At 68.0% G+C, this 12,407-nt stretch carries 16 protein-coding genes; all 16 read right to left on the reverse strand.

The window, feature by feature from the left end:
* Positions 1-5: 5 nt before the first annotated feature.
* On the reverse strand, positions 6-980 hold the full coding sequence (ccsB, locus tag ACAG24_RS10220; protein WP_370471948.1) for a c-type cytochrome biogenesis protein CcsB: 975 nt from the start codon (positions 978-980) through the stop codon (positions 6-8).
* Positions 977-2,563 carry a cytochrome c biogenesis protein ResB gene (gene resB, locus ACAG24_RS10225; RefSeq protein ID WP_370471947.1) on the reverse strand — a complete coding sequence of 529 codons (1,587 nt, stop codon included), beginning with the start codon at positions 2,561-2,563 and terminating at the stop codon, positions 977-979. The genes ccsB and resB overlap by 4 nt, the downstream gene beginning before the upstream one ends.
* Positions 2,563-3,342, reverse strand: a complete 780-nt coding sequence (locus ACAG24_RS10230; protein ID WP_370471946.1) for a cytochrome c biogenesis CcdA family protein — start codon at positions 3,340-3,342, stop codon at positions 2,563-2,565. The genes resB and ACAG24_RS10230 overlap by 1 nt, the downstream gene beginning before the upstream one ends.
* On the reverse strand, positions 3,339-3,923 hold the full coding sequence (locus tag ACAG24_RS10235) for a TlpA disulfide reductase family protein (RefSeq protein ID WP_370471945.1): 585 nt from the start codon (positions 3,921-3,923) through the stop codon (positions 3,339-3,341). Before ACAG24_RS10235 ends, ACAG24_RS10230 begins: the two co-directional genes overlap by 4 nt.
* 14 nt (positions 3,924-3,937) lie before the next feature.
* The gene (locus ACAG24_RS10240) at positions 3,938-4,543 is read right to left on the reverse strand and encodes a histidine phosphatase family protein (RefSeq protein WP_370471944.1); all 606 of its coding nucleotides are present in this window, start codon (positions 4,541-4,543) and stop codon (positions 3,938-3,940) included.
* Complete coding sequence (gene hemL, locus ACAG24_RS10245; protein WP_370471943.1) at positions 4,540-5,838, reverse strand: glutamate-1-semialdehyde 2,1-aminomutase; 1,299 nt, start codon at positions 5,836-5,838, stop codon at positions 4,540-4,542. The genes ACAG24_RS10240 and hemL overlap by 4 nt, the downstream gene beginning before the upstream one ends.
* 63 nt (positions 5,839-5,901) lie before the next feature.
* Positions 5,902-7,266 (reverse strand): cytochrome P450, encoded by a 1,365-nt coding sequence (locus tag ACAG24_RS10250; RefSeq protein ID WP_370471942.1) that lies wholly within the window; start codon positions 7,264-7,266, stop codon positions 5,902-5,904.
* The gene (locus tag ACAG24_RS10255) at positions 7,250-7,711 is read right to left on the reverse strand and encodes a pyridoxamine 5'-phosphate oxidase family protein (protein WP_370472615.1); all 462 of its coding nucleotides are present in this window, start codon (positions 7,709-7,711) and stop codon (positions 7,250-7,252) included. Before ACAG24_RS10255 ends, ACAG24_RS10250 begins: the two co-directional genes overlap by 17 nt.
* Positions 7,712-7,803: 92 nt before the next feature.
* Complete coding sequence (locus ACAG24_RS10260) at positions 7,804-8,136, reverse strand: hypothetical protein (protein ID WP_370471941.1); 333 nt, start codon at positions 8,134-8,136, stop codon at positions 7,804-7,806.
* Between the two features lie 57 nt (positions 8,137-8,193).
* The gene (locus tag ACAG24_RS10265; protein WP_370471940.1) at positions 8,194-8,787 is read right to left on the reverse strand and encodes a TetR/AcrR family transcriptional regulator; all 594 of its coding nucleotides are present in this window, start codon (positions 8,785-8,787) and stop codon (positions 8,194-8,196) included.
* Positions 8,774-9,658: an oxygenase MpaB family protein gene (locus ACAG24_RS10270; protein WP_370471939.1), complete on the reverse strand. Its 885-nt coding sequence runs from the start codon at positions 9,656-9,658 to the stop codon at positions 8,774-8,776. The genes ACAG24_RS10265 and ACAG24_RS10270 overlap by 14 nt, the downstream gene beginning before the upstream one ends.
* Positions 9,659-9,775: 117 nt before the next feature.
* On the reverse strand, positions 9,776-10,060 hold the full coding sequence (locus tag ACAG24_RS10275; protein WP_370471938.1) for a hypothetical protein: 285 nt from the start codon (positions 10,058-10,060) through the stop codon (positions 9,776-9,778).
* Positions 10,057-10,548: a transport-regulating membrane protein Mce1N gene (mce1N, locus tag ACAG24_RS10280; RefSeq protein WP_370471937.1), complete on the reverse strand. Its 492-nt coding sequence runs from the start codon at positions 10,546-10,548 to the stop codon at positions 10,057-10,059. The genes ACAG24_RS10275 and mce1N overlap by 4 nt, the downstream gene beginning before the upstream one ends.
* Positions 10,545-10,976 (reverse strand): hypothetical protein, encoded by a 432-nt coding sequence (locus ACAG24_RS10285; RefSeq protein WP_370471936.1) that lies wholly within the window; start codon positions 10,974-10,976, stop codon positions 10,545-10,547. Before ACAG24_RS10285 ends, mce1N begins: the two co-directional genes overlap by 4 nt.
* Before the next feature lie 20 nt (positions 10,977-10,996).
* The gene (locus ACAG24_RS10290; protein ID WP_370471935.1) at positions 10,997-11,419 is read right to left on the reverse strand and encodes a DUF1129 domain-containing protein; all 423 of its coding nucleotides are present in this window, start codon (positions 11,417-11,419) and stop codon (positions 10,997-10,999) included.
* Positions 11,416-12,396: a porphobilinogen synthase gene (gene hemB / locus ACAG24_RS10295; protein ID WP_370471934.1), complete on the reverse strand. Its 981-nt coding sequence runs from the start codon at positions 12,394-12,396 to the stop codon at positions 11,416-11,418. Before hemB ends, ACAG24_RS10290 begins: the two co-directional genes overlap by 4 nt.
* Positions 12,397-12,407 lie beyond the last annotated feature (11 nt).

Raw genomic sequence — 12,407 nt, forward strand, 5'->3', positions numbered from 1 at the left:
TACGGTCAGCCGACGCCCGCATACGAGTGCAGGCCCACGGTCACCAGGTTGATGAAGAACAGGTTGAAGACCATTGCGACGAACCCGGCGATGTTGATCCACGCCGCCTTCTTGTCCCGCCATCCCGCGGTCGAGCGGGCGTGCAGGTAGGCCGCGTAGATGACCCACGCGATGAACGACACCGTCTCCTTGGGATCCCAGCCCCAGTAGCGACCCCACGCCTCCTCGGCCCAGATGGCGCCGAAGATGACCCCGAAGCCGAACACCGGGAACGCGAAGATGGTTGTGCGATAGGCGATCCTGTCGAGCGTCTGGGCGTCGGGCAGCTTGCCCACGATGCGCCCGATCCCGTCGGTGCGGTCCGCGTTGCCGAGCTTCGACATCTTCACCAGGAACAGGATGCTGGCCACGCCGGCCACCAGGAATACCCCCGAGCCCAGGCTGACGACCGACACGTGGATCGGCAGCCAGTAGGACTGCAACGCGGGCATCACCGGCGCGGCATGCGAGTAGAGCCACTTGCCCGACACCGTCAGCAGGATCAGCACGGGGACGAGGACGAACACCCACAACGAGCGGTACTGGGCTTTGCGCAGCACCCACGCCGCCGCGACCAGACCGCAGAACGACGTGAGGTTGATGAACTCGTACATGTTGCCCCACGGGACCCGCGAGGTGGACAGCCCGCGCAGCACGATGCAGGCCAGCAGCAGACCTATCCCGACGTAGGTGAGCGCCATGCCCGCCGAGCCGAGGCGCTCGTCCAACGGGCGGCGCGGGGTGTCGGCGACGATGCCGGGCCCGGCACTGTCACCGGTCACCCGGCCCGCGTTGACCAGCTCGCGGTTCTCGACCTTGCGGCTGCGGTTGTAGGCGAGCTCGACGGCGAACAGCAACAGTGCCGCGAGCAGCACCAGCACGGACGACGTGAACGCCCAGTCGGAGTAGCGGGCCAGCCCGATGTCGATGGTCGTGCTCATGAAAGATCCGCTTTCTTCTCTCGCTCCGCCGGTGCGGCCTGCTCGATCCCGGTGAGAATCCGCGACGTCAACCGCTCGAACTCGTCACCCCACCCCGAGTTGTCGGTGCGGGCCAGGCCGCCCAGCTCGACGTTCACCGTACCCGCAGGTCCCGGAGAGAGCCGCACCCAGACGCGTCGGCGCCGAACGATCAGCGACACCAGAAGCCCGCCCATCATCGTCATCGAGAAGACCAGCACCCAGATCTGCGCGGGGTCGTGGGAGACCTGGAGGTTGACGAACGGAACCGCGCCGTCGAAGCGCACGACGGTGCCGTCCTCAAGGCGGGTGTCCTGGCCGGCATCGAGGTTGACCCGCGCCATCTTCGTCAGGCGGCCCTGACCGATCATCCGTTCGTCCAGGGAGAACACCGACTGCGGCCGGCCGGTGTCCAGACCGGTGTCACCCTTGTAGATGTCGACGGCGACAGCGGGGTCCTGCATCTCGGGGAAGCTGGACGACAGCAGCGTGCCGTGAAGGGATGCCGTGGGTGCGAACAGCCCCTGGATCGCGATCTGGTTCTTGCGACGCTCCCGTTCGTCGGCGTACGTGCCACCGGGCGGGTCGAAGCGCATCGCGCCCGACGACAGGAAGGTGACCTGATCCTCGGGGCGCCACTGCAGGGTCTGTGTGCGGGTCTGCCCATCGGGGAAGGTCACGGTGAAGGTCGGGGCGTAGCCGTGACCCTGGAGGTAGACGCGGTCACCCCCGACGCGCAGCGGCTCGTTGACCTTGAGCAGGTACGGATTCCAGGTGCCGGAGGTCAGGTCGTCACCGGCCTGGTAGTCGATGTCGGCCTGGAAACCCACCGCCTGACCGTTCTCCATATAGGTGGCCTTGAAGTTGTTGACCCGGATGCACATCGGATACAGCGAGGTGCCGTCGACGGTGTTGCCCGCCCGGAACGAGTCGAACGCCGCGGGCGAGGCGCTGCAGAAACCCGGACCGCCGTCGGCGATCACGATGACGTTGCCCTCGTAGCTGAACAGCTTGCCCGCGGCGATCGCGACGAGCAGGCCGAGCAGCGAGAAGTGGAAGACGATGTTGCCGAACTCCCGCAGGTAGCCCTTCTCCGCCGAAATCTCCGTGATCCCGTCCATCTGGCGGGCGGTGCGACGCCAGCCGCGAAGGTGGTCCTCGACGGCCGCCGCCATCGGGGCGACGTCGTGGCCGCGAACCTCGGCCTCATGGTGCTTGGGCAGCCGGCTCAGATTCCGCGGCGCGGCAACAGGCGTCGCGCGCAGGCTGCGGAAGTGCTCGAAGAATCGTGGTGTCAGACAACCCACCAGCGAGATGAACAGCAGCACGTAGATCGCGGTGAACCAGACACTGGAGAACACGTCGAACGCCTGCAGCCTGTCCAACCACGGACCTAGAGTCGGGTATTCGGCGATGTATTCGGCGACGTTGGACTCGTTGAGGCTGCGCTGCGGCAGCAGTGCGCCGGGGATGGCGGCCAGCGCGAGCAGGAACAGCAGCACCAGCGCGGTGCCCATCGACGTCAGGGTGCGCCAGGTGTTGCGAACGAGCGCGATGAGCCGCATCAGATCGGCAGCCTCACGTCGCTGACGAACGCATCACGCACCCAGGAGACGAAGTCGTTCCACAGCCCCGTCACCAGCGCGGCGCCGACGAGGATCATCAGGACGCCGCCGACGATCTGAATGGTGCGGGTGTTGCGGCGCAGCCAGCCCAGCCCCGCGACAGCGCGCGCCGAGCCGAAAGCCAGCAGTACGAACGGCATTCCCAGACCGAGGCAGTACGCGATGACCAGCACCACGCCGCGCAGGACGTTGCTGCCCTCGGTGGCCGAGGCCACCGCGATCACCCCCGTGAGCGTCGGGCCCAGGCACGGCGTCCAGCCCAGCGCGAACACCGCACCCAGCAGCGGGGCGCCGCCGAGGGTGGACAGCCGGCGCGGCGTGAAGCGCGTGTCGCGCTGCAGCACCGGCACCAGCCCGATGAACACCAGACCCATCAGGATCGTGACGACACCGCCGATACGTTGCAGCAGAAGCTGATTGGTGATCAGTGCGGTCGTCATGCCTAGCACCGCGACGGTCCCGAGCACGAACACGACGGTGAAGCCGGCGACGAAAAGCCCCGCCGCACCGGCGACACGAAGCCGCGCACCCTTGACGGCAACGGTCGCTCCCGGAAGGTCCTCGACACCGACGACCGCGGCCAGGTACGACAGGTATCCGGGCACCAGCGGCACCACGCACGGCGACGCGAACGACACCAGACCCGCCAGCGCGGCCAGCCCCATCGCCAGCAGCAGCGGCCCCGTGGCGGTCAACTGGTCGATCTGGTCGAGGTTCATCGTTCGGAGGCCAGTCGCTCGACGACGGGTTGCAGATCCTGCGCGAGCAGTTCGCGAAGGAACACCGCCGCCACCCGGTGCTCGCGGTCGAGCACCACCGTCGACGGGATCACCGTCGTCGGATAGCGCCCACCGAACGCGATCATCGTGCGCATCGGTGGGTCGTAGATCGACGGGAACGTGACCCCCCGATCGATGATGAAGTCTCGCGGCGCGTCGATGTTGTTGTCCCGCACGTCGATTCCGAGGAAAGCCACGCCCTTGTCACGGGTGGCTTCGTACACCTGCTGTAGCTGGGTGATCTCGGTGCGGCACGGTGCGCACCACTGCCCCCACACGTTGATGACGACGACCTTGCCGTCGAAATCGTCGAGAGAGATCGTCGTGTCGGTGTCCATCAGGTCTGGACCCGACAGCGGTCCCGGTGTGCCGCGGTCCTGCGGAGGGTCGTAGAAGATGTCGGTCTGGCCGCCGGGTGCGACGAACTCGAATGTGCCGCCTTGCGCGACAGCGTCACTGCCGGTGGAACATCCGGCAACGAGCGCCACAGCCGCGCACGCTGCGACCAGCGTGCGCGCCATGGCCACCACCTGCATCACTGCCCGGCCAGCTCCGAGTATCCCCAGCCGACATAGGAGTCCCCGTGAAAGTAGAACGACGTCACCGACGCGAGATTGCACATGCGCCGCGTCGGAAAGTGGTGCAGTTGCTTGTCGGTCATCGCGCGCCGCAGCGTCTCCACGGGCAGCTGATGGCTCACACAGATCGCTTCGTGTCCGTCGGCGGCCGCACGGGCGCGGTACACCGCCCGCTTCATCCTGGCCGCGATGTGGGTATACGGCTCACCCCACGACGGTGTGCGGGGGTTGCGCAGATGCCACCAGTTGCGCGGGTCGCGCAGCGCACCGTCACCCGGGGACACCTTCTGTCCCTGGAAGATGTTCTCCGACTCGATGAGTTCGTCGTCGGTGTTCACGACGAGACCCTTGCGGGCCGCGATCGGGGCGGCGGTCTCCTGGGCGCGCTCCAGCGGTGACGCGACGACATGGGTGATGTCGCGCAACGCAAGCCAGTCGGCGACGGCCCTGGCCTGGGCCTGACCGCGTTCGGACAGGTGGTAGTCGGGCAGCCGACCGTAGAGGATCTTTTCGGGGTTGTGCACCTCGCCGTGCCGCATGACGTGCACGATCGTGTTCGTCATGCGGTGGCCTGCGCGGCAGCCTTCGCCGCAGCTGGAAGTGCGGCGGCGATCCGGTCGAACGCATCATCATCCAGAGCTGTTGACACGAACCAGGTTTCGTAGGCGCTCGGCGGCGGATAGATGCCCGCGTCGAGCAGACCGTGGAAGAACGCGGGGAATCGCCATGTCTCGGTTGCCTTCGCCGAGGCGAAATCGGTGACCGGGTCGGCGCCGAAGAAGACGCTGAACATGTTGCCTGCGCGCGGGATCTGATGCGCCACACCGGCTTCGGTCAGCGCATCGCCGATGAGCCCGACCAGCCGGTCGGCATTGGCATCGAGCGTCGCGTAGGCGTCGTCGTCGGCGGCGCGCAGGGTGGCCAGGCCCGCGGCCATCGCGACAGGGTTTCCGGACAGCGTGCCGGCTTGGTACACCGGTCCGAGCGGTGCGAGCCGCCCCATCACCTCGGCCCTGCCACCGAACGCCGCGGCGGGCAGCCCGCCGCTCATGACCTTGCCGAACGTGAACAGGTCGGCATCGACGGGATCCACCCCGTACCAGCCGGCGCGGCTGACGCGAAAGCCCGTCATCACCTCGTCGACGATCAGCAGTGCGCCGTGGGCGGAGGTGATGCGCCGCAGCTCGGCGTTGAAGCCCGGCAGCGGCGGCACGGTACCCATGTTGCCGGGGCTGGCCTCGGTGATGACGCAGGCGATCTGGTCGCCGAACTGTCCGAAGGTGTCTTCGAGGGCGGCGACATCGTTGTACGGCAACACGATGGTGTCGGCGGCGGCCGCGCCGGTCACGCCGGGCGAGGACGGCAGGCCGAGGGTGGCGACGCCAGAGCCGGCGTCGGCGAGCAGGGCATCGCTGTGGCCGTGATAGCAGCCGGAGAACTTCACGATCTTCGCGCGACCGGTGAAGCCGCGGGCCAGCCGGATCGCGCTCATCGTGGCCTCGGTGCCGGAATTGACCAGGCGGACCCGCTCGACGGGTGCGACGCGATCGATGATCTCGCGGGCCAACTCCGACTCCGTCGGCGTCGGCGCACCGAACGACAGTCCGTCGGCGGCCACCCGCTGCACCGCTTCGACGACGGCCGGGTGCGCGTGCCCGAGGATCATCGGACCCCACGAACACACGAGGTCGACGTAGCGATTGCCGTCGGCGTCGGTGAGCCAGTAGCCCTTGGCCGAGGTGATGAACCGCGGCGTCCCGCCCACGGAGTTGAAGGCCCGGACCGGAGAGTTGACCCCGCCGGGGATGACGGAGGACGCGTCGGCGAACAGCTTCGCGGACAGGTCGGTACTGCTCATGCGACCAGTCTCCCAGCTGGGTCAAAAGCGTCAACTACAGGGTGTAGTGGAACGCCGGTGCGATCACCCGCGGGGGCGGACCGTCGCCCGGATCGGACCGTGCGCGACCGTCGTGAACGGCACGTCGACCGCGAAGTCCGCGTCCAGCGACGTCACCTCCAGGCTCCGAATGACCGTCGCGAGCGCGAGCGTCGTCTCCAGCCGGGCGAAATGCTCGCCGATACACGACCGCGCACCACCTGCGAACGGCAGGAAATGCCAGCGGTCGCGCGCCGCGGTGTTCTCCGGGCTGAAGCGGTCCGGGTCGAACCGCTCCGGGTCCGGCCAGAGGTCGGGGTCGCGGTGCAGCGCATAGATGCCGACCGCCACGAGCGTGCCCGCCTCGACACGGTGCCCTCCGACGGCGATGTCGCGCACCGCGAGGCGTCCCACACCCGCCGCGGGCGGACACAGCCGCAGCGCCTCGTGCAGCACCTGGATCGTGTAGCTCAAATGCGGGACGTCGGCGGGTTCGAGTTCGCGGTCACCGAGGGCGGCCACCTCGGCGGCGACGCGGCGCTGGATGTCGGGATGGTGACCGAGGATCCACAGCGCATACGTCAGCGCGGTGGCGGTGGTGTCGTGCCCGGCCAGCATAAAGATGAGCAGGTCGTTGCAGATGTCGTCGTCGGAGAGGCCCTGCCCGGTCTCGGGATCCTTGGCCTCCATGAGCGCCCGCACCAGCGGAGCGTCCCGGTCGGGGTCGTCGCGGCAGGCCTGCAGCATGTCGGAGGTCACCCGGCGCATCTCGGCGACCGCGTGCTTGGCCCGCCTGCGCGCGGGGGTCGGCAGCCAGCGCGGGGCCCGGATCGGGCGCAAGGCGCGATCGGCGGTGTAGCCGGAGGCGACATGCATGTGCTCGGCGATCACGTCGGCGCTCTCGTTGAGATCGACACCCAGCACCGAGCGGCCCAGCGACTGCATGGTGATGCGGCGGCATTCCAGGTCGAGATCGACCTCCCCGCCACCGGACCACGCGTCGACGAACCGCTGGGCGGCCTTGGACATGTGGCCGCCGAACAACCGGACGTTGTGCCGGGTGAACACCGGCTGCAACGCGCGCTTGCGCGGACGCCAGGGTTCGTTGGGCAGGACGAACAGGCTGTCGCCGGCCATGTCCTGCACCTCCTCGTGCACGATGCAGCGTTCGGAGAAGGCGTCGTTGCGGCCGAGCACGTCGCGGATGCCGTCGGGTGAGAACACCGCGACGAACGGCGGAAACAGCCATTTCGGCGCGACTTGCACACGCGTGATCGGCCCGCCTGCCGCCCGGACCCCGAGCTGGCCGGTGTCCAGCGTGCGCACCAGCCGCAGCAGCTGTCGGTACGGCAGGGGATTCTTGGGTGCCAGCGGCAGGCTCTCGACGCTGCTCTCAGTCCCGGCGACCACTGTGATCACTCCAAGTCAGAACTTCGCCCTCGCCGCGGGTCATCATGCTGCCGGGCATCACGCGCAGGCGGTACGGCGTCAGTCGCAGGACGGCGAACTCATCGGACGTCGGGCCGTCCCTCCACATCGGGATGATGGACGGGTCGTAGCCGACGGGCTCCGGGGCCGTCGCGAATTTGTCCCACACCGCGGCACAGGTGTCATCGTCGGTGTACCACTCGACGAGGCACTCCGCCGCGCAGGTGTCGTGTGTGGGTGCCCAGTAGCTGACCGAGACCTCGGGGTGCACCGCAAGGTGAGCCCGCTTGACCGGCGACGGCACGGTGGCGATCCAGCCGAAGAGGTCGGTGCCGTCCCACTCCCAGAACGGATGGAGGATGCGCGTGCGGGGCCTTCCGTCGCCGTCGACCGTCGCCACCGACGCCCAGACGATCGAGTGGGCCATGTCCACGAAGGCGGGCGCGGTCCGGCCGAGCCGATCGAACGCTGACACAGGTTCTAGATGTAGCAGACAGCGTTGCGGCTGTCTGCCTACCGTCACTCGTCCAGCTTTTTGCGGAACTCCTCGGTGTTGCGATATTCGACGTTGCCCTCGTCTGCGGACGTCTCGATCTTGCCCTTGTCCTCGTCGTCCACCCAGTCGGTGACGGAGGTTCCCGACACGGTGCCGCTGCTGCCCGGCAGCGTCGTGGTCTTCAGGTCGTCGGAGTAGGCCTTGGCCATCTCCTTGGCCTTTTCGCGGTGCTCGTCGGTGATCTCCGGTTTCTCGGTGAGCTCCTGATTGTCCGGATCGGGTGTCTCGGTGACGTGTTCGAGCTGGACGTCCGGCTTGTCTCCGGGCTGGCGCTGCTCGGTCTCGTTCTGTGTCATGAGTAGCGGGCTGCCCGAAAGTGTGATCTGCGAAACACCCTGCTCCGGCACACCACGTCACGCGGGCACCCCCCGCAGCGCCACCGGCAGGCTGGGCAGGAAGTGCCGGCGGGCGAACGCGCGGATGTCATCGGCCGTCTCCAGCGGCTGCGCGCTGGGCAGCAGCAGCACCATCGCGGCATAGCGCAGGATGCAGTCGGCGAGCTCGTCGACCGCGTCGGGGCCGATCCGCTCGGCGAACCCCGGCGGGAAGATCACCCGCAGCGCCTCGGCCATGCGCTCGATCGCGGCGCGGTGGTACTGGCCGGCGAGCGCAAGCACGAGCCCCGGTTCCTCGGTGATCATCTGATGCAGGACGCGATGGTTGCGGAACTTCAGTATCGACAGCGTGAACGCTTCGACGTAGTAGTTCGACTGTGGCCCAGAGGTTTTGAGCTCGTTGGCGATGTCGGCGAAGAGCGCGACGTTCTCGCGCTCGATGACGGCGCCGACGAGCTCGTCCTTGTTGGCGAAGCGCCGGTAGATCGTGGTGCGGCTGACACCGGCGCGACGCGCCACGTCTTCGAGCGCAACGCGACGGAAGCCGTGCCGCTCGAACTCGACGACGGCGGCGTCGAGGATCTGCTGTGTCGCCGAGTCAACCGCGGGCATAGCCCTTGACGGCGTAACCGCTGTAACGCACCCCCATGGGCAGATGGTCCCAGATCCAGTTCACCGGCCGCGACCGCCAGAAGGCCGCGAAGCGCTGGTAGCGGCGTTCCTGCTTGTCGGTCCACGGCAGGCCGAGCAACATCCGGGCACGGGGCGGCAACCCGCCGGTCGTCAAGAAGGCGGCAAGGGGGTTGAACACCGGCGCGACGAGCCGCCAGACGAGCGGGTGAACGGCCTTGGGCTTCGGGAAGCCCTTGGTGACATAGCCGACGCCGTACTTGGCCGACGGGTGCGCGACCACGACCTGGTTCATCATCCGGTCCCAGTACTGCTCGAACTCGGCGTAGGTCGCGGGCATCACGCGGTCGCTGACGCCGTAGCGGCGGTACCACGTCTTGGATTCCAGCCAGATCTGCTCGCGCTCGGCGTCGGTCAGGCGTTTCACGAAGGTGTCGGCGAAGTAGTAGATCTGCTCGACGAAGGTGGCGTGCGCCCAGAAGTACGTCTCGGGATCCAGCGCGTGGTAGCGGGCACCCTCAGCGCCGTAATCGTCGGGCATCTCGCCTTTGACGTGGTGGTGGAAATCGCGGACCTGAAGGCCGGCGTTGTTGTCGTCCGAGCCGTAGACGGTGTTGAAGATCGGCGGGATCGTGCGCTTGAGCCGCTCGGCGGTGTCGGCGAAGAACGTGGAGTGGTCGTACACGCCCTGGCCCAGCTCGGCGAGCATGTTCTGCAGCACCGCCGGGCGCGGCCCGATCAGGTACATGCGGTTGTCACCGAACCACCGCCACACCAGGGACTGCGGCCCCAGCGGCAGGGCATCCGTATGAGCACTGTCGAGGTGTCCGCTCTTATCCGCCAACTCGGTCATGCGCAACAGTGTTACAGATTCTGCACTTTGTACCAAGGTGGTTGTGGCGAGGCCCACACCGTTGAGGAGGGAAGGGGTTTCGAGACCGCCGCCACGGTCGTCAGGCGGCGCCAAACACTACGGTGCTGACGGTTTCGCGAGACCGCGGCGCAGGCGCGCGATGCCGAGGGTGGCAAGCACCCCGGCGACGGTCGCCAGCAGCAGGGACAGCGTGAGCATCGGTGCGTAGTAGACGTGGGAGATGGTGAACGGCTCACCGTCGAGCACCGGAGCGACGACGACCTCACTGGCGGCGTTCAGCCACGCCACCACGCAGCCGACGGCCGCGAGCACGGCCACGAAGAGTTCGATGGCGGCGCGCCGGTTCTTTCTCCCGTCGCTTCGCTCGCCCCGGACGCTCACGAGGTGGCCTCGGGGGGGATGCGTTCCTCCACCAGGTTGGTCAGCGCGGCGCGCAGCTGATGGTGCTTGCGCGCCCACGCCTGCGCGGTCCGGTCGTTGGTCAGCCGCACGCCGATGCCGGTACGTCCGCGCGGGACGCCCGTCAGCTCACCCAGGGCGCGGGCGTACTGCCACTTGGGCGTCTCGGATCCACTGGCCTCGGGGTAGATGCGCACGATCTCGTCGGTCAGCGTGATCTCGGTGCCCTGCCGCAGCCTCTCGGTCGTCAACTCCACCGACGTGTGGATGCGGGCGGCCTTCACCTGGATCGCGAGGAACGACGAGACGAGGACGAAGAACAGGATCGGCACCACCCACTGGATGCCGTAGCCCGCGGACATCTGGATCAGGGCCATCGCCACCCCGGCCCCCGGGCCGGCCAGCACCCACAGCCAGCTGGCCCCCTGCTCGTAGAACAGCACCTCGGGCTCGGGGGTCGATTCCGTCACGTCGCGTCCTTCTGCTGCTGGAACCACCGCCGCGCCGACGGCTGCACGAACAGCAGCACCCCGATCAGCAGCGGGAGCAGGGACAGGAGGATGAACAGGTGCACCGCGCCGATCCACCCCGCAATGATCACGATCACGACGATCGCGGCCACTGCGAGGGCCAGCGCGGCGCGGTGGAACCGGGCGTCACCGCGGCGCGCCTTGCCTGCGAGGAAAGCTAGGGCCCCACCGACGAGCACCGCACCGATGCCGGTGCCCCGCACGATCGCCAGGAAGGCGTCGGCATCGGCGATCCGGAGGCGTTCGGCGTCGAATGCCGCGGTGGACGCCATCAGGCCGCCGACGATCATGACGACCGCGCCGACGACGAAGCACCAGAACGCGAGATCGACGACTCGGGGTCGGCTGTGCGGCGTCGGGGCGGTCATGGTCGGGCCAGCCTAACCAATCAGCGCGTGAAGAAGTCGTGGGAGTCCTTGCGGTGCAGCAGATACATCCCGCCGCCGACCAGCACGGACCCGATGATCACCGGCACCGCGTAGGCCACCGCGAGCGTGTCGGACCGCTCCACGTTGAACAGGCTCGACACCGAAAAGACCACCACGGCGATGGCGCCGCCGGTCAGCACAGTGCGGGCCCAGCGATAGCCCTGCCGCATCAGGAACATGAACGTCAGCACGACGGCCGTGACGATGACGACGAACATCACCGAGATCGCGAGCACGAAGCCGTTGGGGTGTTGCGCCACCGTGACGAGGTCCAGCACATAGCCGCCGACCATCAGCGGCACGGAGATCACCCACAGCCAGAAACCCGTGTCGACATCGGCAGGCCGAGCGGGCTTCTCCGGTGGCGCGGCAGGACCCGTCACGACAGCCAACGGGCGACGTCGGCCGCCCAGTAGGTGAGCACGATGTCCGCGCCCGCGCGCCGGATGCCGGTCAGCGACTCCAGCACCACGGTGCGCCGGTCGATCCAGCCGTTGTCGGCCGCGGCGGTGATCATCGAGTACTCGCCCGACACCTGGTAGGCGGCGACAGGAACCGGTGAGACGTCCGCCGCCGCGCGCACCACGTCCAGGTAGGACATCGCTGGTTTGACCATCACGATGTCGGCGCCCTCGTCGATGTCGAGTTCGACCTCGTGCAGCGCCTCCCGCGCGTTGCCCGGATCCTGTTGGTAGGTACGACGATCGCCCTGCAGGCTGGACGCGACGGCTTCCCGGAAGGGTCCGTAGAAGCCCGAGGCGAACTTCGCCGCGTAGGCCAGGATCGCCGTGTCGGAGTAACCCGCCGCGTCCAGACCGTCGCGGATCGCGGCGACCTGGCCGTCCATCATGCCGCTCGGACCCACCACGTGCGCGCCCGACTTCGCCTGTGCGACAGCAAGTTCGACATAGCGCCGGTTGGTCTGGTCATTGTCGACCCTGCCTGCGGCGTCCACGACGCCGCAGTGGCCGTGATCGGTGAACTCGTCGAGACAGGTGTCGGCCATCAGCACCGTCGCGTCACCGAGGTCGGCGGCGAGGTCGCGCAACGCGACGTTGAGGATCCCGTCGGGATCCACGCCGATGCTTCCGGTGGAATCCTTGTCCTCGTCGCGGGGCACGCCGAAGAGCATCAGCCCACCGACGCCCGCGGCCACCGCGTCAGCGGCTGCTCGGCGCAACGAATCCCGGGTGTGCTGCACGACGCCGGGCATGGACCCGATGTCGCGCGGCGCGTCGATACCGTCGGCGACGAACATCGGCAAGACGAGATGCCGTGGCTCCAACGATGTCTGGGCCACCAGCCGGCGCATCGCCGGCGAAGTCCGCTGCCTTCTGGGACGGTGTCGTGGGAACGCCACTCTCAGCTCCT

Origin of the sequence: Mycobacterium bulgaricum (genome assembly GCF_041287165.2) — a bacterium.
GTDB classification, from domain to species: Bacteria; Actinomycetota; Actinomycetes; order Mycobacteriales; family Mycobacteriaceae; genus Mycobacterium; species Mycobacterium bulgaricum.

Bases quoted from the DNA above. Each gene is read 5' to 3' on its own strand.
- ccsB (WP_370471948.1), bottom strand. From the start codon at position 980: ATGAGCACGACCATCGACATCGGGCTGGCCCGCTACTCCGACTGGGCG.
- resB (WP_370471947.1), bottom strand. From the start codon at position 2,563: ATGCGGCTCATCGCGCTCGTTCGCAACACCTGGCGCACCCTGACGTCG.
- ACAG24_RS10230 (WP_370471946.1), bottom strand. From the start codon at position 3,342: ATGAACCTCGACCAGATCGACCAGTTGACCGCCACGGGGCCGCTGCTG.
- ACAG24_RS10235 (WP_370471945.1), bottom strand. From the start codon at position 3,923: ATGGCGCGCACGCTGGTCGCAGCGTGCGCGGCTGTGGCGCTCGTTGCC.
- ACAG24_RS10240 (WP_370471944.1), bottom strand. From the start codon at position 4,543: ATGACGAACACGATCGTGCACGTCATGCGGCACGGCGAGGTGCACAAC.
- hemL (WP_370471943.1), bottom strand. From the start codon at position 5,838: ATGAGCAGTACCGACCTGTCCGCGAAGCTGTTCGCCGACGCGTCCTCC.
- ACAG24_RS10255 (WP_370472615.1), bottom strand. From the start codon at position 7,711: ATGGCCCACTCGATCGTCTGGGCGTCGGTGGCGACGGTCGACGGCGAC.
- ACAG24_RS10260 (WP_370471941.1), bottom strand. From the start codon at position 8,136: ATGACACAGAACGAGACCGAGCAGCGCCAGCCCGGAGACAAGCCGGAC.
- ACAG24_RS10265 (WP_370471940.1), bottom strand. From the start codon at position 8,787: ATGCCCGCGGTTGACTCGGCGACACAGCAGATCCTCGACGCCGCCGTC.
- ACAG24_RS10270 (WP_370471939.1), bottom strand. From the start codon at position 9,658: ATGACCGAGTTGGCGGATAAGAGCGGACACCTCGACAGTGCTCATACG.
- ACAG24_RS10285 (WP_370471936.1), bottom strand. From the start codon at position 10,976: ATGACCGCCCCGACGCCGCACAGCCGACCCCGAGTCGTCGATCTCGCG.